The sequence below is a fragment of the Pseudomonas sp. LB3P58 genome, from assembly GCF_054897895.1.
In genome coordinates this window covers 5462856-5482408 of record NZ_JBUBVE010000001.1, presented here as the reverse complement: position 1 = coordinate 5482408, position 19553 = coordinate 5462856, and the positions used below count along the sequence as shown (strand labels likewise).

General features: G+C 60.1%; 16 protein-coding genes. 3 read left to right on the top strand and 13 right to left on the bottom strand.

Annotated features, from left to right (window positions below; translation table 11 throughout):
* Positions 1 to 37: 37 nt before the first annotated feature.
* The 7 genes from ACYZTZ_RS25590 to ACYZTZ_RS25560 form a co-directional block, all read right to left on the bottom strand.
* Positions 38 to 217 (bottom strand): hypothetical protein, encoded by a 180-nt coding sequence (locus tag ACYZTZ_RS25590; protein WP_462000049.1) that lies wholly within the window; start codon positions 215 to 217, stop codon positions 38 to 40.
* Entirely contained in the window at positions 214 to 1344 is a 1131-nt protein-coding gene (locus tag ACYZTZ_RS25585) for a PepSY-associated TM helix domain-containing protein (RefSeq protein WP_462000048.1), read from the bottom strand. Before ACYZTZ_RS25585 ends, ACYZTZ_RS25590 begins: the two co-directional genes overlap by 4 nt.
* Positions 1345 to 1416: 72 nt before the next feature.
* Entirely contained in the window at positions 1417 to 3846 is a 2430-nt protein-coding gene (locus tag ACYZTZ_RS25580; protein WP_462000047.1) for a TonB-dependent siderophore receptor, read from the bottom strand.
* A gap of 212 nt (positions 3847 to 4058) precedes the next feature.
* Positions 4059 to 5045 carry a FecR domain-containing protein gene (locus ACYZTZ_RS25575; protein WP_462000046.1) on the bottom strand — a complete coding sequence of 329 codons (987 nt, stop codon included), beginning with the start codon at positions 5043 to 5045 and terminating at the stop codon, positions 4059 to 4061.
* A complete protein-coding gene (locus tag ACYZTZ_RS25570; protein WP_033053398.1) occupies positions 5042 to 5560 on the bottom strand; it encodes an RNA polymerase sigma factor in 519 nt (172 codons plus the stop codon). Before ACYZTZ_RS25570 ends, ACYZTZ_RS25575 begins: the two co-directional genes overlap by 4 nt.
* A 222-nt stretch (positions 5561 to 5782) precedes the next feature.
* Positions 5783 to 6490, bottom strand: coding sequence for a 3'-5' exonuclease (locus ACYZTZ_RS25565; protein WP_462000045.1), 708 nt, complete (start codon positions 6488 to 6490; stop codon positions 5783 to 5785).
* Positions 6487 to 8427 (bottom strand): putative nucleotidyltransferase substrate binding domain-containing protein, encoded by a 1941-nt coding sequence (locus tag ACYZTZ_RS25560; protein WP_462000713.1) that lies wholly within the window; start codon positions 8425 to 8427, stop codon positions 6487 to 6489. Before ACYZTZ_RS25560 ends, ACYZTZ_RS25565 begins: the two co-directional genes overlap by 4 nt.
* Positions 8428 to 8680: 253 nt before the next feature.
* Here ACYZTZ_RS25560 and ACYZTZ_RS25555 point away from each other — a divergent pair, with 253 nt between their 5' ends.
* The gene (locus ACYZTZ_RS25555) at positions 8681 to 9127 is read left to right on the top strand and encodes a response regulator (protein WP_462000044.1); all 447 of its coding nucleotides are present in this window, start codon (positions 8681 to 8683) and stop codon (positions 9125 to 9127) included.
* A 69-nt stretch (positions 9128 to 9196) separates the two neighbouring features.
* Here the strand turns inward: ACYZTZ_RS25555 and ACYZTZ_RS25550 are convergent, their stop codons facing one another.
* Positions 9197 to 11374 carry a malate synthase G gene (locus tag ACYZTZ_RS25550; protein ID WP_462000043.1) on the bottom strand — a complete coding sequence of 726 codons (2178 nt, stop codon included), beginning with the start codon at positions 11372 to 11374 and terminating at the stop codon, positions 9197 to 9199.
* Between the two features lie 477 nt (positions 11375 to 11851).
* Between ACYZTZ_RS25550 and ACYZTZ_RS25545 the strand changes: the two genes are divergently transcribed.
* Positions 11852 to 12370, top strand: coding sequence for a glycine cleavage system transcriptional repressor (locus tag ACYZTZ_RS25545; RefSeq protein WP_007947710.1), 519 nt, complete (start codon positions 11852 to 11854; stop codon positions 12368 to 12370).
* Positions 12371 to 12585: 215 nt separating this feature from the next.
* Here ACYZTZ_RS25545 and rarD read toward each other — a convergent pair whose 3' ends face one another.
* The 5 genes from rarD to ACYZTZ_RS25520 form a co-directional block, all read right to left on the bottom strand.
* A complete protein-coding gene (gene rarD, locus ACYZTZ_RS25540; RefSeq protein ID WP_046045337.1) occupies positions 12586 to 13473 on the bottom strand; it encodes an EamA family transporter RarD in 888 nt (295 codons plus the stop codon).
* Between the two features lie 176 nt (positions 13474 to 13649).
* Complete coding sequence (locus tag ACYZTZ_RS25535) at positions 13650 to 14624, bottom strand: serine/threonine protein kinase (protein WP_008147144.1); 975 nt, start codon at positions 14622 to 14624, stop codon at positions 13650 to 13652.
* 221 nt (positions 14625 to 14845) lie between these two features.
* On the bottom strand, positions 14846 to 16747 hold the full coding sequence (locus ACYZTZ_RS25530) for a PhoX family protein (RefSeq protein WP_462000042.1): 1902 nt from the start codon (positions 16745 to 16747) through the stop codon (positions 14846 to 14848).
* A gap of 58 nt (positions 16748 to 16805) precedes the next feature.
* Positions 16806 to 17570, bottom strand: a complete 765-nt coding sequence (locus ACYZTZ_RS25525) for a TOBE domain-containing protein (RefSeq protein ID WP_462000041.1) — start codon at positions 17568 to 17570, stop codon at positions 16806 to 16808.
* A 63-nt stretch (positions 17571 to 17633) separates the two neighbouring features.
* Positions 17634 to 18374, bottom strand: a complete 741-nt coding sequence (locus ACYZTZ_RS25520; protein ID WP_462000040.1) for a ComF family protein — start codon at positions 18372 to 18374, stop codon at positions 17634 to 17636.
* Positions 18375 to 18466: 92 nt separating this feature from the next.
* Here ACYZTZ_RS25520 and bioB point away from each other — a divergent pair, with 92 nt between their 5' ends.
* Positions 18467 to 19522 (top strand): biotin synthase BioB, encoded by a 1056-nt coding sequence (gene bioB, locus ACYZTZ_RS25515; protein WP_008147151.1) that lies wholly within the window; start codon positions 18467 to 18469, stop codon positions 19520 to 19522.
* Positions 19523 to 19553: the final 31 nt, after the last annotated feature.

Genomic DNA, 19553 nt, shown 5'->3' with positions numbered 1-19553 from the left:
CACACCGCCTTCGCGAGCAAGCCCGCTCCCACAGGTTTTAGTGGTGTTGCAGCAGGCCGCGCAGGGCGAGGATTGCGGGAATGCCCAGACCCAACCAGCTCAATGCGTCCCACACGCCGTCCCCCAGTAACGCGGAAAACAACCCCGCAGCGCTGAGCAGGGCGATAACCGTGGGGGTGGAGAAGACTTTCCAGAAACTCGATTGCCGCGGCCTCATGCTGGACTCTCCGCGTTCTCGAGCACCGGTTTCGCCGCCTTGCGCCGCACCACCCACAGGTAAACTCCGCTCCCGAGGACGATGATGGTCAGCCCGTCCAGCGTCGCCCAGAGGATCTTCATCGGCATGCCGCCGTAATCACCGAAGTGCAACGGTTGTGACATGCCCATGGCGTCCATGTACCACGGGCGTTCGGCGACGGCGGTGACTTGCAGGGTGCTGGCGTCGATCAGCACCGGTGTCAGCAGGTGCGAGGTCAGTTGGGTGCTGCCTTTCATGAACACCGCGTAATGGTGTTCGCTGGAGAAGCGTGTGCCGGGGAAGGCGATGAAGTCCGGCTGCATGTCGGGTGCGACTTCCTTGGCGATGTCGAGCAAGCGGGTCGCGGGCGCCAGTTGTGTCAGTGGCGGCGCATCGCGGTACGGCGCGACCATCGCGCTCAGGCTGTCGTTGCGCCACGCGGCAATCAGCAGGTCGGCGCAGGCGCTGATGACGCCGGTGACGCCGACCACCAAGGCCCAGGTCAGCGTCACTACACCGATCAGGTTATGCAGATCGAGCCAACGCAGGCGCGTGGATTTGTCCTGGCGCACGGTGGCGAATTTCAAGCGCCGCATGAACGGCAGGTACAGCACCGTCCCGGAGACAATCGCCACCACGAACAGAATCCCCATGAACGCCAGCAGCAACTTGCCCGGCAGACCGGCGAACATGTCCACGTGCAGGCGCAACATGATCATCATGAAGCCGCCATTGGCCGACGGCATCTCCAGCGCTTCGCCGGTACGGGCGTCGAGCATGAAGGTGTGAGACGAGTTCGGTTCAGTGCCGGCGGTGGCCGCCATGATCGCAATCGCGGCGTTGGGCTCGTCTTCATCGAAGCCGAAATACTGCATGACCTCGCCGGGCCGATGCTGTTCAGCCGCCTGCACCAATTGCTGCAAATTCAGCAGCGGAGTGTCCGCCGGCATTGCCTTCAATTCAGCGGCATCGCCCAGCAGGTGGTCGATCTCGTGATGGAAGATCAATGGCAGGCCGGTCAGCGCGAGCATCAGCAGGAACACGGTGCAGATCAGGCTGGACCAGGTGTGGACGAAGGACCAGCGGCGAATTGTTTTGCTTTTCATTTCATAGCCTTCAGAAATACCAAAGCCGTCCATGTCGGACGGCTCGGGTCTTGGGCGTGTCAGGTCAGGCCATTACCACTTGTAAGTGGCACTGGCGACGACGCTGCGTTGGTCGCCGTAGTAGCAGTAGAAGCTGTCGCACGTGGAGATGTAGTCCTTGTCGAACAGGTTGGTGGCGTTCAGTGCCAGGGAGGCGCCTTTGAGGCTGTTGTCCAGGCGGCCCAGGTCGTAATGAACCGCGGCGTCGAACACGGTGTAGGCGTCAGCCTTGCCGAGCGAGGTGTTGCCCTGATCGCCGTAGGTATTGCCGGTGTAGCGAGCGCCGGCGCCGATGCCGAAACCGTCCAGCACGCCGTTGTACCAGGTGTAATCGGCCCACAGCGAAGCCTGTTGGTTGGGCATCAGTTGCAGGCGATTGCCTTTGAAATCGCCTTTCTGCACTTCGGATTTGGCCAGGGTGTAAGCGGCGATGACCTTGAGGTTCTCGGTCACATCGGAAACGGCTTCCAGTTCCAGGCCTTTGACTTTCACTTCACCGGTCTGGCTGGTGACCGAAACGTTGTCCGAGTTGGTCGTGGTGACGGAGACGTTTTTCTGGGTCAGGTCGTAGACCGCAGCGGTCAGCAGGGTGCTGCTGCCAGGCGGTTGGTACTTGATGCCCAGTTCCCACTGTTTGCCTTCGGTCGGCTTGAGCGAATCGGTCGGCGATGCCGTGGCGTTGCTGGTCGGCTGGAACGACTCGGCGTACGACAGGTACGGCACGATGCCGTTGTCGAACACGTAGCTGATCGCCGCGTTGCCGCTGAAGTTCTTGTCGCGCTCGGTGTTGGTGGCATCGCCTTTGTTGAAGAATTTGGTGCCAGTGTGGACCCAGTCTTCACGACCACCCAACGTCAGGCGCCATTGGTCGAGGGCCATCTGGTCCTGAACGTACAGGCCGGTCTGGTAGGTCTTCTGGTTGTAGTCGTAAAACGCCGCCGAACGTGGCGGACGAACGATGGGCTGGCCATAGATCGGGTTGTTGACGTTGGTGGTCAGACCGTCACCGAAGATCGAGGTGTAGTTGGTGTTGGTACGCTGGTGATCGAGGCCGATCAACAGGGTGTGACGGATGTCGCCGGTCGCGAAGTCGCCCTGGAAGTTGTTGTCCACGGCGAACTGGCTGATGTCCTCGTCGACACTGGTGCTCGAGCGGCCAACGTTGCCTTCGGCATCGACCTGGGTGAACGGGTAGGCGCCGGGAGTGAGGGCCTGGAAGGACAGGTCCGATTTGGTGTAGCGCAGGTTCTGCTTGAACTGCCAGACATCGTTCAAACGATGTTCAAAGGCGTAGCCCAGTGCGTAGTAGGTGCGGTCGTAGAATTCCCAGTCCGGGTCGCCGAGGTTCTTGTGATGGGAAATCTTGCCGAGCGGCGAGTGGATCCTGGTGCCCTGCACCGGCAGGAACTGGCTGGTGATGCCGGTATCGTCGTGGGTGAATTGCGTCAGCAAGGTGAACTTGGTGTCTTCGTCGATGTTCCAGGTCAGGCTCGGCGCGATGTTGTAGCGCTTGTTGTCGACGTGGTCGACCTGCGTGCCGCTGTCGCGCACCACACCGCTCAAACCGTAGAGGAACTGGCCTTCGTCATCGATCTTGCCGGTGCTGGCGAAGTTGATCTGGCGATGGTTGTCGCTGCCATATTGCACCTGGATTTCGCTGCTCGATTCGGCGCTGGGACGACGGCTGACCATGTCCAGCAAACCGCCTGGCGGGGTCTGGCCGTAAACCGACGAGGCCGGGCCGCGCAGCAGGGCGAGGCGGTCGAGGTTCCAGGTTTCCTGTTTCGGGTTGGCGTACACGCCTTTTGGCAGTGGCAGGCCGTCGAGGAATTGCGTCGGTTCGAAACCGCGCACACGCAACCAGTCGGCGCGGGTGTCGCTGCCGTAGCTGCTGGCGGTGATGCCGGGCATGTAGCGCACCGCGTCATCGAGGCTGTGCACATTGCGGTCGTCCATTTGCTCGCGGGTGGCGACCGAAATCGAGCGCGGTGCTTCGACCAGCGCGGTATCGGTCTTGGTGCCGGCGGCGGTGCGGGTCGCCAGATAACCTTCCACCGGTCCCCAGGCACTTTCGGTGTTTTCCACGCCAATGACGGCGGTTTCCGGCAGGGCCATCACGCCTTCAGGCACGGCCACCAGGCTATAAGTGCCAGCGCTGCTCTGTTCCAGTTGCAGACCTGTGCCGCGCAAGGCTTCGCGCAGGGCGCCGGCTGCGTCGAACTGGCCTTTGACCGGCGCCGAGGTCTTGCCCGCTGCCAGTGAAGGATTCAACGACAGCGCCAGACCCGCCTGGCTGGCGATCTGGTTCAGGGTGCTGGCCAATGGCGCGGCTGGCAGGTTGTAGGCGCGAACGCTGGACGCCTGTTCAGCGGCCATCAGCTGACTGCTGGCCAGAGGGGCGCAAAGGGCAATGGCAATCGCCAGCAAACTGGGGCGCAACAAGGTGTCGAGCGAACGGGACATACAGCGGCTCCTGAATGGAAATATTTCTCAATTGCCTAGGTGCCGAACGAGAATTCAAAAGTGATAGGTCTGATTGAAAATAATTTCGATTCAGTGATTGCCCGCCTTTGTAGGAGCCGTGTGGGAGCTGTGTAGGAGCTGTCGAGTGAAACGAGGCTGCGATCTTTTGACCTGCTCCTAAAAAAACAAAGTCAAAAGATCGCAGCCTCGTTTCACTCGACAGCTCCTACGGGTTTGGCTTCAGCCTTCGCCACCGTCACCCACCACGGCGTGTGCTGTTCGATCTGCACCGGCAGGGTCGGCAGCAGGGCGCTCAGGGCCAGATCGGTGTCGTGCAGCGGGAAGCTACCGGTGATTCGCAGATCGGCGATTTCAGGTGTAACCCCCAAATACCCGCGGCGATATCGACCGAGTTCATGGACCAGGTCCTCCAGCCGCGCGTTGTCCACCACCAGCATGCCGCGGGTCCAGGCATCGGCGCCGAGGTTGAGCGCGACAATCGGCCCGAGGCCATTGCTGCGCATCAGGACTTGTTGGCCTTCACGCAGAATCTGCTCTTCAGGACTCGACTCGGGATGGGCCGCCACCGCCGACTTCAGCACGCTCAGGCGCGTACCGTCTTCTTCACGCTTGACCAGGAACCGCGTCCCCAGTGCACGCAGGCTGCCTTCGCGGGTTTCGACGATAAACGGCCGGGCGTCGCCATGGCCGGTTTCGACGAGGATTTCCCCTTCCTGGAGGATGATCAGCCGTTGTTTTTCATCGAAACGCACATCCACGGCGCTGTGGGTGTTGAGGTTGATCAGCGTGCCGTCGGTCAGGCGCAGGGTGCGTTGCTCGCCGGTGGCGGTGCGCTGGTCGGCCAGCCAATAGTCGATCGGCAGATAACGATCACCGGCGAACAACGCCAACCCGATCACCGCGACGATGCTGGCCACGCCGCTGCCAAGTTTGCGCACGCGCCGGCGAATGCTTTCGCGCGATTGCAGTAAAGCGGTGCGGGCCGGGCCGCTGGCAACACTGAAGCGCTGGTCGAGCATGCCCAGTTGGCGCCAGGCCCGCGCATGTTCTTCGTGGGCAGCGTGCCATTTGGCGAACTCTTCGCGCTCCACCGGGTTGCCGGAATCCAGGGACAACTGCCAGGCAATCGCGGCATCCAGCACCTGCGCCGAGACGGGTTTGGAGCTGACCGGACTCATACCGGCTCACCGTACAGCGCGATGTAGCACTGACGAATGCCTTGTGCCAGATACTGACGCACCCGCGGTACTGACACACCCAGGCGCTGGGCGATTTCGGCGTGGCCGAGGCCGTCGAGACGGTTATAGAGAAACGCCGCCCGGGCCTTGCTTGAGAGCTTGCCAAGCAGGCGGTCGATGGCTTTGAGGTCTTCGAGGATCAGTTGCTGTTCCTCCACCGACGGTTGTTCACCTGCGGGGATCAGCATCAGTTCGGTGAGGTAGGCCTGTTCCAGCGCGGCGCGGCGGAAATAGTCGAACAGCAGACCCTTGGCAATCGCCACCAGAAACGCGCGCGGTTCACGCGGTTCCTTCAGTTCTTCACGGCCCAGCAAACGCACGAAAGTGTCCTGACTCAGGTCTTCGGCTCGTTGCGGACAGGCCACATTGCGTCGCAGCCAGGCCAATAGCCAACCGCGGTGGTCGCGATACAACGCACCAACGAGCTCACTTTGAGGGCTTTGGACTGACGACACGTAGCAGCACCGATTGGGAAGTATTAACTAACGAGAATTGTTCGCGATTGTGTCAGAGGCGGGGGAGGTAAGCAATTGGCGCTGGTCGGGTGGCCGCCAACGTCGGTGTATTGGCGCAAAACCCCCTGTAGGAGCTGCCGAAGGCTGCGATCTTTTGACTTTGGATTTTAAGATCAAAAGATCGCAGCCTTCGGCAGCTCCTACAAAGGATTGCGGTGTCTTTTAGAAAGAAGGTGCTCGCTGTCTGCGCTTCCACTGACTCATCCGCTGCTGCAAATTCAACGGGCTATGAATCTGCATCTGCCGCGCCCGGCTGAACAAAATCAACGCCAGTTCAGCGGTGGCCAACGCATCGGCACTGGCATTGTGGCGCTCGAACACTTCGAGTTTGAACCAGTCGATCCACTGATCCAGACCGGCATCGCGAATGTGCGCCTGAGGGCAAAGCAACGGTGCGATATCAGCCACATCCAGAAACGGATGCTGCAACTTGTAGCCCAGATGGTCTTTCAAGGCGCGCCCGAGCATGTGCTGATCGAACGGCGCGTGAAACGCCAACACCGGACTATCGCCAACAAATTCCATGAATTCGACCAGGGCCTGAGCCGGATCGCTGCCCGCGGCAATCGCACTCGGCCCCAGGCCATGGATCAACACGCTGGGAGCCAACTTCATGTCGGTGCATTGCAACGTGCGTTCGAACTGCTGGCTGAAATCGATCGCGCCGTCCTCGATCACTACCGCGCCGATGGACAACACCCGATCCTTGTTCAGGTTCAGCCCGGTGGTTTCCAGGTCGAGCACCACCCAGCGTTGTTCGCGCAGGCTGCATTCGCCAAGCTCTGCCGCCGAAGACAAGCGTTGCAGACGTTGTTGGAGTTCGCCGGGAAGGCTCGGACCTGCCGGGCGCAGCCATGAAAACAGGCTCATAGCTGATACCGCAGGGCCAGGCTGCTTTGCAGGCGTTGTGCCTGGCGCAGGGATTCACGCAGGATCCGTCGATCCAGATGATTGAGGCTGTCTGGATCGACCCGGTTGGAGTAGGGCAAGTTCTCCCGGGTTTGTAGCTGATGTTGCTGCATGCGAGCTTGCTGGATGAAGTGATAGGCCTCTTCGTACGCCGCACCGTCCAGCCGTTCGATGACTTCTTTGTCCACCAGTTGGCGAAAGCGCTCCAGCGTGTTGTTCGCCTCGACCCCATGGGCCAAAGCGAGCAGTCGGGCACCGTCGACAAACGGCGTCAGCCCCTGGACCTTCAAGTCCAGAGTGGCTTTCTCGCCATTCTTACGAGCCAGTACAAACTCACGGAAACGTCCTACGGGCGGACGATTGCGCAGGGCGTTCTCGGCCATCATTCGTTGGAACAGTCGGTTGTCATTCACCTGATCGAGAATTCCCCGGCGCAGCTGCTCGCAGCCTTGCTCGTCACCCCAGACCACCCGCAAGTCGAAATAAATGCTCGAACCCAGCAGGTTCTCCGGCGTTGCCTCGCGGATAAACGCCGCAAAACGTCGTGACCATTCGGCGCGGGACAGACACAGCTCAGGGTTGCCGGCCATGATGTTGCCCTTGCACAGGGTGAAACCGCAGAGCGCCAGGCTCTGGTTAATGTGCTGGGCGATGGGCAACAACTTGCCGCGAATCTCGGCGGCGTGGGCCGCGTCCCGGGCTTCGAACAGAATGCCGTTGTCCTGATCGGTGTGCAGCGTCTGTTCGCGACGGCCTTCGCTACCGAAGCACAGCCAGCTGAACGGAATGCTAGGGTCACCTTTCTCGGCGAGGGTTAGTTCGATCACCCGGCACACGGTGTGGTCATTGAGCAAGGTGATGATGTGCGTGATCTGAGTTGAAGAGGCACCGTGGGCCAGCATGCGTTCCACCAGTTGGCCGATCTCGCCGCGCATCGCGACCAGATTTTCCACCTTCTGGGCGCTGCGGATCGTCCGCGCCAGATGCACCAGATCGACCCGTTGCAGGGAAAACAGATCACGTTCCGAGACCACGCCGCACAGGCGATGATCCTTGACCAGGCAGACGTGGGCGATGTGCCGCTCGGTCATGGCAATCGCCGCGTCGAAGGCGCTGTGGTCCGGCGACAGGTAAAACGGCGCCCGGGTCATGTGGCGTTCGATAGCTTCGTTGAAATCGTTAGTGCCGTCGGCCACCACATGGCGCAGGTCGCGCAGGGTGAAAATCCCCAGCGGCGCTTTATGTTCGTCGACCACCACAATGCTGCCGACCTGCTGCCCATGCATCAGGGTCACGGCTTCACGCAGTGGCGTGGTCGGGCTGCAGGTCACCGGGTGGCGCATGGCCAATTCGCCCAGGCGGGTATTGAGCGAGTACTGGGTGCCAAGGGTTTCCACGGCTTTTTGCTGGACTTGCTGGTTGACCTGATCCAGCAGGCTGCTCACGCCGCGTAGGGAAAAGTCGCGAAACGCGTTGGAAAGCGCGAACAGTTTGATGAACGCCAGCTTGTTCAGCTGTAGGCAAAAGGTGTCTTCGGAGGCCAGATGCTCGGTACGAGTCGCGCGCTCACCCAGCAGCGCGGCGAGGGGGAAACACTCGCCGGTGGTGATTTCGAAGGTGGTTTCGGTGCCGCCCTTGGCCGTATGGGGGCGTTCACCCACGACCCGGCCTTGCTTGACGATGTAGAAATGCTCAACCGGGCCGTCGGCGGGCTTGAGGATGCTCTCGCCGGGCGCATAAAAACGCAGCTGACACTGCTCGACCAGGTACGCCAGGTGGGCGTGTTCCATTTGATTGAAGGGCGGGAAGCGCTGAAGGAATTGCAAAGTGCCCTGGATATTCTGCAATACCGCGGTTTTCCCTGCCTGTGTGAAGGCGTCCGCTTTACTCATAACCATTACCGCAGTCTTTTTTGAATTGTTGTTGTCGGATGACTTAGCCATGGTCGACCCCTGCGCGCGGGGTGCCCATTGGACGTAAGTCTAGGTAGGCAGGGAAGCTGTCGGTATTTGGGAAATGTCTGACGCAACTGTGGGAAAAACCTCCTACATTGGCTATAGGAAACTTTTCCGACGACGTGCACATTAAAGGCCTGCTTAGCGATGTCTGACGGATGTGCTAGGGAATAGAAATGAAAACGTAGAGTAAGCCATGTCCGACCACGATATTTTGAGTGACGCCGAGCGCAAGGCGCTGAGTGACGTCATGCTGGAACCTGACCTGCCGCCGCAGCGGGTGCTGATCGTCGACGACGATAAAGACGCGCGCGAGTTGCTGTCGGAGATTCTGGCGCTGGACGGGGTGCGCTGCATGACTGCCGCCAGTGGCGAAACTGCACTCAGGATGTTGGAGACGATGCCATCGATTGGCCTGGTGATTACCGATCTGCGGATGGGCAATGTCGATGGTCTGGACCTGATCCGGCAGGTCCGTGAATCGGTTCGGGCGGCAATGCCGTTCATCATCGTTTCCGGTGACGCCGACGTGAAAGATGCGATCGCTGCGATGCACTTGAGCGTGGTCGACTTCCTGCTCAAGCCTGTCGATACCGGCAAGCTGTTGGAGCTGGTCAAGCATGAGTTGGGAATGGATGCGTAGGAACCGATTTGAAACAAAAAAGCCCTGATCTTTCGATCAGGGCTTTTTTTGTCCGACGTCAGCGCTTAGTTACAGGCCATTGGCAGCCTTGAACTCGCGGCGACGACGGTGCAGGACCGGCTCGGTGTAGCCGTTCGGCTGCTTCGTACCTTCGACCACCAGTTCGACGGCCGCCTGGAAGGCGATGTTGCTGTCGAAGTTTGGTGCCAACGGACGATACAGCGGGTCATTGGCGTTCTGACGGTCAACCACTGGCGCCATGCGCTTGAGGCTTTCCATGACCTGATCTTCGGTGACGATGCCGTGACGCAGCCAGTTGGCGATGTGCTGGCTGGAAATACGCAGCGTCGCACGGTCTTCCATCAGGCCGACGTCGTTGATGTCCGGCACTTTCGAGCAACCGACGCCTTGGTCGATCCAGCGCACCACGTAACCGAGAATGCCCTGGGCGTTGTTGTCCAGTTCGTTCTTGATCTGTTCCGCGGTCCAGTCTGGATTGACGGCCAACGGGATGGTCAGGATGTCATCCACCGAAGCGCGTGCACGTTTGGCCAGTTCGGCCTGACGGGCGAACACATCGACCTTGTGGTAGTGCAGCGCATGCAGCGCAGCAGCCGTCGGCGATGGAACCCAGGCAGTATTGGCACCGGCCATCGGGTGAGCGATTTTCTGTTCGAGCATCGCTGCCATCAGGTCCGGCATGGCCCACATGCCTTTACCGATCTGGGCACGACCTTGCAGGCCGGTGCTCAAACCGATATCGACGTTCCAGTTCTCGTAGGCGCCGATCCACTTCTCTGCCTTCATGTCCGCCTTGCGCACCATCGGGCCGGCTTCCATGGAGGTGTGGATTTCATCGCCCGTACGGTCGAGGAACCCGGTGTTGATGAACACTACACGCTCGCTGGCAGCCTTGATGCAGGCCTTGAGGTTGACCGTGGTACGGCGTTCCTCGTCCATGATCCCGACTTTCAACGTGTTGCGCGGCAGACCGAGCACTTCTTCGATGCGACCGAACAGCTCGTTGGTGAACGCCGCTTCTTCCGGGCCGTGCATCTTCGGCTTCACGATGTAGACCGAGCCGGTACGGCTGTTCTTGCGCGAGTTGTTGCCGTTGAGGCTGTGGATTGCCGCGAGGCTGGTGACCAGGCCGTCGAGGATGCCTTCCGGCACTTCGTTGCCGTCCTTATCGAGGATCGCATCGATGGTCATCAGGTGACCGACGTTGCGCACGAACAGCAGGGAACGACCATGCAGGCTCAGTTCTTTACCATCGACACCGGTATAAGTGCGGTCGGCGTTCATGGTGCGGGTAAAGGTCTGACCGCCCTTGGAGACTTCTTCCGACAGATTGCCCTTCATCAGGCCGAGCCAGTTGCGGTAGATCACCACTTTGTCATCGGCATCGACGGCGGCGACGGAATCTTCGCAGTCCATGATGGTGGTCAGCGCGGCTTCCATCAGGATGTCTTTGAGGCCGGCCGCGTCGGTCTGGCCGACCGGGGTGCTGGCATCGACCTGGATTTCGAAGTGCAGGCCGTTGTTTTTCAGCAGGATCGCGGTCGGTGCGGCTGCATCGCCGTGGAAACCGATCAGCTGTGCATCGTTGCGCAGGCCGGTATTGCTGCCGCCTTTAAGGGCGACCACCAGTTTGCCGTCAACGATCTTGTAGCCGGTGGAATCGACGTGAGTGCCGGCAGCCAATGGCACCGCTTCGTCGAGGAAGGCGCGGGCGAAGGCGATGACTTTGTCGCCGCGAACCTTGTTGTAGCCTTTGCCTTTTTCCGCGCCGTCAGCTTCGCTGATGGCATCGGTGCCGTAGAGCGCGTCATACAGCGACCCCCAACGGGCGTTCGAGGCGTTGAGCGCGAAACGGGCGTTCATCACCGGAACCACAAGCTGTGGACCGGCCATGCGGGCGATTTCGTCATCGACGTTTTGCGTCGTTGCCTGGAAATCGGCCGCTTCTGGCAGCAGATAACCGATGTCTTGCAAGAAGGCCTTATAAGCCACGGCGTCGTGCGCCTGGCCGGCACGGGATTGGTGCCAGCCATCAATACGAGCCTTGAAATCATCGCGTTTGGCGAGTAGGGCTTTGTTCTTCGGCGCCAGGTCATGAATGACCTTGTCGGCACCGGCCCAGAACTTATCGGCGGTGAGGCCGGTACCGGGAATGGCTTCGTTGTTCACGAAGTCGAACAGGACTTTGGCGACCTGCAGGCCACCGACTTGAACGTGTTCAGTCATTGCTTGCCTCACTCTGCTCAGCTATTTCGCTTTTCAGCTCTTCAATTTAACAATGAAGCCTCTGGCATTTAAACCACAAACCTTTTAACCAGTACATGCCATTGCGGGCGGCTGGGTTATGACCAATCAACGGCGTTGAGGCCTTGCTGACGGGGCTTTCAGGGTTGTGGCTGCACCTGCGGCAGACATCGATCCAGCGTTATGTAGTGCGCGCTGCGGCATACTACATGATGAATTGCGCTTGTGAAAATTAGACTAATTACGTCGTTCTGCGACGCTATGACGCATTGCGGTCACGTCGGGGTACGGGATGTTCTCAAAAAACCATTGGATTGTTCCAGTTAAATATAAAAACTTGTACACATAATCTTCATTGCCCTGCTATGGGGCTTTGGTTTTCTGAGGCGCCAAGCCGATTCCCGTCCCTTGCCTATACTTGCTTTTCTATAACAAAAGTCATGACAAGAGGGCTGTGCCATGGACCACCTCGTACTCACTGTTTTCGCTCCGGACAAGCCAGGGCAGGTCGAGCGCATTGCCCAATGCATCGCCGAGCACGGCGGCAACTGGCTGGAGAGCCGCATGTCACGCATGGCCGGGCAGTTCGCCGGGATTCTTCGTGTGGGCGTGCCGGCCGAGGCCTACGATGAATTGGTAGATGCCTTACAGGCGCTGTCGGCCCACGGCATTCGCGTGCTGATTGCCGAAAGCGGCATCGAGCAATCCTGCACCTGGAAACCGATAGCCATGGAATTGGTGGGCAATGACCGCCCAGGGATCGTACGCGACATCACGCGTCTTCTGAGTGAACAGGGGGTGAACCTGGAGCGTCTGGTGACCGAAGTACGTCCGGCGCCGATGAGCAGCGAGCCTTTGTTCCACGCCGAAGCGATTCTGGCGGTGCCGCTGACGCTGTCCCTGGACGTGCTGCAATCGCGCCTGGAAACCCTGGCGGATGATTTGATGGTCGAATTGGTGCTGCGCAGTGAACCCTGAACAGGTTATCCAAGTTATACGTGCACCTGCCTGTGGATAACCTGTAGAGACTGTCCTCCAGGCCACGTCGGCCGGGGTTCTTCAGGACTTGATCAAAAAACCAGCAGTTTCAGGGACTTGCGCACAAACGCCGGGGATCACGTTGTGGATAACCTTGGGAAGGATCGATGCAAGCCACGGGATCCGTGGCTTGCAGAGGTTTGGGTGTTTTTTGATCAGCGGCGGCGTCGCAGACTTATCCACGCGTCGACGCTGTAAACCGCCAGACCGGCCCAGATAAAGATGAACGCTACCAGTGTGCTCGACGACAAATGTTCGCCAAACAGCAGAACGGCCTGCAACAGCACCAGCGTCGGCGCCAGGTACTGGAGGAATCCCAGCGTCGTGTAGGGCAAATGCCGTGCAGCGGCGTTGAAACACACCAGCGGCACCAGCGTCACCGGACCAGCGGCCACCAGCCACCAGGCTTCGGACGTGGTCCAGAATTCGGCTTGAGCGCTGCTTGCGGTGGGGTTGAACAGCAACCACGCGACGGCAATCGGCACCAGCATCCAGGTTTCCACCACCAGCCCCGGCAGCGCCTTGACCGGTGCCTGCTTGCGGATCAGTCCGTAGAAACCGAACGTCAGCGCCAGCACCAGGGACACCCACGGCAAGCTGCCGACTTGCCAGACCTGCTGCGCGACGCCGACCGCCGCCAGGCCAACCGCCAGCCATTGCATGCGCCGCAGTCGTTCGCCAAGGATCAGCATGCCCAACAACACGTTCACCAGCGGGTTGATGTAGTAACCGAGACTGGCTTCGAGCATGCGCCCGTTGTTCACCGACCAGACGTAGGTCAGCCAGTTGGCTGCGATCAGCGTGCCGCTCAGGGCCAGGATCGCCAGGCGTTTCGGGTTGTCACGCAACTCGCGCCACCAGCCCGGATGTTTCCACACCATCAGCAGCAAGGCGCCGAACAGAGCGGACCAGAGCACTCGGTGGATGATGATCTCCACGGCGGGCACGCTGGCGATGGCTTTGAAGTAGAGCGGGAAAAGTCCCCAGATGATGTAGGCACTCAGGCCCAGAATGTACCCGCGACGCGGGTTGGCGGCTTGCATGCAGAATCCTTGCTTAGGCAGCTAACAAAGAGGGGATTGTAAGGAGGTTTGCAGGAATGGTCGCGGACCAATGTGGGAGCGGGCTTGCTCGCGAAGGCGTCAGTACAGTCGACATCATCGGTGAATGGCAGTCCGTCTTCGCGAGCAAGCCCGCTCCCACAGGGGATCTGTGGTGGTTAGAAGAGTTTCAGGGGTTCTTCATTCAGGGCAGCCAGTTGTTCGCGCAAGGCCAACACTTGGTCGCCCCAATACCGTTCACTGCCAAACCACGGAAAACTGTGCGGGAACGCCGGGTCGTCCCAGCGGCGGGCGAGCCAGGCGCTGTAGTGCATCAGGCGCAAGGCGCGCAGCGGTTCGATCAACGCCAGTTCCCGCGGATCGAAGTCGTGGAACTCACTGTAGCCGTCCATCAATTCCGACAACTGACCGAGACATTCCTGGCGATCACCCGCCAGCATCATCCAGATGTCCTGCACCGCCGGGCCCATGCGGCAGTCGTCGAGGTCGACGATGTGGAACATCTCGTCGCGGCACATCATGTTGCCGGGATGGCAGTCGCCGTGCATGCGGATGTTCTTGTGCGGCGTGGCCTTGTAGACCTCTTCCACCCGTTTGAGCAGGTCTCGGGCCACGGACTCGTAGGCCGGCAGCAGACTTTTGGGTACGAAATTGCCTTCGAGCAATGTCGTCAGCGAGTCATGACCGAAGTTCTTCACCCCCAGCGCTTCACGGTGCTCGAACGGTTTTGTAGTGCCGACGGCGTGCAAGCGACCGAGCAGTTGCCCCAGGCGATACAGCTGATCGAGATTGCCCGGCTCCGGCGCACGGCCGCCACGGCGGGGGAACAGGGTGAATCGGAAACCGTTGTGTTCGTGCAGGCTGGCGCCGTTGTGAATCATCGGCGCGACCACCGGCACGTCGCACTCGGCGAGTTCGAAGGTGAATTGGTGTTCTTCGAGAATCGCTTCATTGGTCCAGCGCTGCGGACGGTAGAACTTGGCGATCAGCGGCTCGGAGTCTTCGATACCGACCTGATAGACACGGTTCTCGTAGCTGTTGAGCGCCAGAATGCGCGCGTCGCTGAGAAAGCCGATGCTTTCGACGGCATCGAGCACGAGGTCTGGGGTAAGGGTTGCAAACGGGTGGGCCATGCTGACTCCTGCGCGCAGCAGGCTGCCGCGTCCGGCCAAGCATGGTAGCGCAGACGGGGCTTCTTTAGGGTTTGGGCTTGAGATCAGTGGTGTTTCGGCTGACGCCATCGTCGGAACGCCGCCCGGAGCAGGCTCACTCCTACAGGGATCTTGGGTGTGCACACTATCTGTGTCACACAGGAGATCAACTGTGGGAGCGAGCCTGCTCGCGATGAGGGCCTTCAGGCGCCGACGATCCCGCCATCTTCACGGGAAATCGCCATCACCGAAGACCGCGGCTTGCCATTCGGCAGATGCTCAGGGAACGTCGACCCGCCGTTTTCCCCCGGATGCTGAATCCCGACAAACAAGGTCTTCTGGTCTGGCGAGAAGCTGATCCCTGTTACTTCGCAACCCACCGGCCCGACCATGAAGCGGCGAATCTCCCCGGTCACCGGATCAGCACACAGCATCTGATTATTGCCCATGCCCGCGAAATCACCGGCATTGCTCGAATCGCCATCGGTGAGAATCCACAACCGCCCAGCCTTGTCGAAACCCAAGCCGTCCGGGCTGTTGAACATGTTCTGCGGGGTGATGTTCGACGAGCCGCCCTTCGGCGAACCAGCGTGAACACCGGGGTTGCCCGCGACCACAAACAGATCCCAGGCAAAGCTTTTCGAGCCGTGATCATCGCGGTCAGTGCGCCAGCGCAGAATCTGCCCGTAGACGTTCTTCTCGCGAGGGTTCGGTCCGCCCACCGGCTGGCCATCCTCGCCACGTTTGGCGTTGTTGGTCAGCGTGCAATAGACCTGGCCATCCTTGGGGCTGACGACGATCCATTCCGGGCGGTCCATGCGCGTGGCTTTCACCACGCTGGCGGCGAGGCGGGCGTGAATCAACACTTCGGCCTGGTCGGCGAAACCGCTGCTGGCGTCGATACCGTTTTTACCGTGAGTCAGTTCGATCCATTCGCCCTGGCCTTTCGGGTGATCGGCATTGCCGTCGCCCGCGTCGAAACGCGCCACGTACAAGGTGCCGTGATCCAGCAGGTCGCGGTTGGCCTTGGGGTTTTTGTGGTTGATCTTGTCGCGGCTGACGAATTTGTAGATGAACTCGCCGCGCTCATCGTCGCCCATGTACACCACGGCGTGACCGTCACTGGTTTCGGCCAGGGCGGCGTTTTCATGTTTGAAGCGTCCCAGCGCAGTGCGTTTGACCGGCGTCGATTGCGGGTCGAACGGGTCGATCTCCACGACCCAACCGTGACGGTTGAGTTCGTTGGGGTTTTTCGCCAGGTCGAAACGCTCGTCGTGCGGGTGCCAGTTGATCTCTTTGCTGGCCGCCACCGCGCCGTAGCGTTTCTGCGCGGCGTCGAACTTTTGTTCGGCATTGCTGCTGCCGAAGCAGTCAGTGAAGTTTTCTTCGCAGGTCAGGTACGTGCCCCACGGCGTCTTGCCGTTGGCGCAGTTCTGGAAGGTGCCAAGGACGTTCTTGCCGTGTGGGTCGGCACTGGTTTTCAGCAGCGCGTGGCCGGCGGCCGGACCGCTCAGGCTGATCGGCGCGTTGCCGTGAATGCGCCGGTTGTAGCGCGAGCCCTGGACGAAATGCCACTGACCGTTCTTGCGCTGCACTTCGATCACCGACACGCCTTCGCAGGCCAGCGCCTTGTGCACGTCAGCAGCCGACTGCGGCATGCCGCCGTGGGCGTAGAGGTAGCGATAGTTGGTGTATTCGTTGTTGATCGCCATCAGCGCCCGGTTTTTGTCACCAGGAAACTCGAACAGGCTCATGCCGTCGTTGTTGTCGCCGAACTGGACTTCCTGATGTTCGGCTGTGCCGTTGCCACTCGGGTCGAATGCCGGGCCGTTCTTCTGCAGGGGTTGGCCCCAACTGATCAATACCGAAGATTTGTAACCTGGCGGCAGGGTGATGGCGTCGCTGGTGGCAGCGGGAATACTGTCAAAACCCAACAGTTTGCTGGAGCCGGCGCTGACGCTGGCGGCCAGCACGCTGCGGCTCAGCAGGTTGCCGCCCATGAACATCGCTGCACCGCAAAGGGCGCCGGCGCTGATGAAGCCTCGGCGGCTGAGGCCGACCATTTTCTCGAGGTCGGTGGATTGGTTGTCTTCTAATAGGCTCACATCAGGCTCCCTGCGGGTTTTTGCAGTCACCTTAATGAGCGTTAATGACACTTGTGTTTCAAAGCGGTGTACCGAGTAAAACGTTGGATGGCGCGAACTGCACCAGCACCGGTTTATTGGCGGCGAGGCCGAGGGTTCTCAAGTGCAGCGGTTGGGCCAGTGCGCAGAGTGTCTGGCCATTGGGCAGGCCGATGCGCACTTCGCTGGGGCCGTTCTCGGCGTCGAGAATTTCCTCGATGATGCCCTTCAGGCAATTATTGCCGGGTGTTGCCACTTGATCGATGCCCAGCAACTCCAGCCAGCCGGCCTTGATCAGTGCGACCACTTCGGTGCCGGTTTCGAGTTCCAGACGCAGGGTGCTGTCGTGAGTGATCTGCGCATCGATGCTCAAGCCTTCGGCCAGTTCAAGGCGAATCCGGTCGTTGTGCCCTTGGTTATCAATCGCTACGACCTTGCCATGCAGTTGATTGCGCGCGCTGGTTCTGAGCATCAGTCGGCCGAGCAGGTCGAGATCGCTGGCATCTTCGGCGGCTTCCAGCACCTGAGCCTGCAAGGCTTGCAGCTTTTGATACAGGCGCAATACGCGCTCGCCTTCGCTGGAGAGTTTGGCACCGCCGCCGCCCTTGCCGCCGACACTGCGCTCCACCAACGGTTTTTGCGCAAGGTTGTTCAACTCATCGATGGCGTCCCAGGCCGCTTTGTAGCTCAGCCCCGCGCTTTTCGCGGCACGGGTGATCGAGCCCTGTTCGGCGATGTGTTGCAGCAACGCGATGCGCTGCGGACGACGGGCAATGTGCTGGGACAACAACGTAGGCAAGGACATGGCAAGACGCTTTGGGCTGTGGCGATGGGAAGGACGTTGGCGGCTTGGGGCCCGGGAGTCAAGTCAGGGCGCATCGCCGGGTTTGGGTGTGCGGGCCAGGCAATAGACGTCGACACGTGCGGCGCCGGCGTCCATCAACAGGCGAGCCAGGGCCTGGGCCGTGGCGCCGGTGGTCAACACATCGTCCACCAATGCTAAATGACGACCCTTGATGCACGCATCGGGCGTCAGGGCGAAGGCGTTGCGCAGGTTCTTTTTGCGGGCCTCGGCATTCAGGTCCTGTTGGGCGCTGGTGTCCTGAATCCTCAGCAACAGCGTTTCATCGCACGGAATGTCGAGGCTGCTGCTGAGCCAGCGGGCGAGCATCGCGGCCTGGTTGAAACCCCGCTGGCGCAGGCGTTTGGTGGCCAACGGAATCGGGATGAGCGCGTCGGGTCGATTCAGGTCTTCATCGAAGCGATGTTGCAGGAACTGAGCGAGAAGCTCGGCGAGCAGGCGACCAAACGGCCACTTCGCAGAGTGTTTGAAGCGTGTGATCAACGTGTCCACCGGAAAACTGTAAGTCCAGGGCGTAGCGACCCGTTCAAAGGCTGGCGGCTGTTTCAAACATTGGCCACAGGTCAGGCCAGCAGTGGGCAACGGCAGGGCGCAGGTTTGGCATTGATCGCCCAGCCAGGGCAACTCCGTTTCACAGGCCATGCAGATGGGTGTGCATTCATCGGCGGGTTCTGAACAGAGTAAACAGTATTGTTCGTTTTTTAACCAGATGTAAACCTGTCCTTCGTATCGTGGTTGACAGCGCATGAGTCTTCCTTAAATATGCCGAACATCCGTGTCGCGTCTGTGGGTATTCCATTCCCCAGCCGCTTGCCAAGCATAAAACAAAGGAAACGCCCATGAGCGCCAGCACCACTGCAACCCTGCGTCATGACTGGTCTTTGGCCGAAGTCAAGGCACTCTTCGTTCAGCCATTCAATGACCTGTTGTTTCAGGCGCAGACGGTGCACCGCGCGCATTTCGACGCCAATCGGGTCCAGGTGTCGACGCTGCTGTCGATCAAGACCGGTGCCTGCCCGGAAGATTGCAAATATTGTCCGCAGTCCGGTCACTACAACACCGGCCTGGAAAAAGAAAAGCTGATGGAAGTGCAGAAGGTCCTCGAAGAGGCCGCTCGCGCCAAGGCCATCGGTTCGACCCGTTTCTGCATGGGCGCGGCGTGGAAACATCCGTCGGCCAAAGACATGCCTTACGTGCTGGAAATGGTCAAAGGCGTGAAAGCCATGGGCCTAGAAACCTGCATGACCCTCGGTCGTCTCGATCAGGACCAGACCGTTGCACTGGCCGACGCCGGCCTCGACTACTACAACCACAACCTCGATACCTCGCCGGAGTTCTACGGCAGCATCATCACCACCCGCACCTACAGCGAGCGCCTGCAAACCCTGGCTTACGTGCGTGAATCGGGGATGAAGATCTGCTCCGGCGGCATCCTCGGCATGGGCGAGTCCCTCGATGACCGCGCCAATCTGCTGATCCAGCTGGCCAACCTGCCAGAGCACCCAGAGTCGGTGCCGATCAACATGCTGGTGAAAGTCGCCGGTACGCCGCTGGAAAATGCTGACGATATCGACCCGTTCGACTTCATCCGCATGCTGGCTGTCGCACGCATCCTGATGCCGCAATCCCACGTGCGCCTGTCCGCCGGCCGCGAAGCGATGAACGAGCAGATGCAGGCCCTGGCGTTCTTCGCCGGCGCGAACTCGATTTTCTACGGCGAAAAACTGCTGACTACCGCCAACCCGCAGGCGGACAAGGACATGCAACTGTTCTCGCGCCTGGGCATCCTGCCGGAAGCGCGCGAAGAGCACGCTGACGAAGTGCATCAGGCCGCGATCGAACAAGCGCTGGTTGAGCAGAAGAGCAGCGAGCAGTTCTATAACGCTGCTGTCTGAAATCCTGCATTCATCTCCTGAATGAATGCAA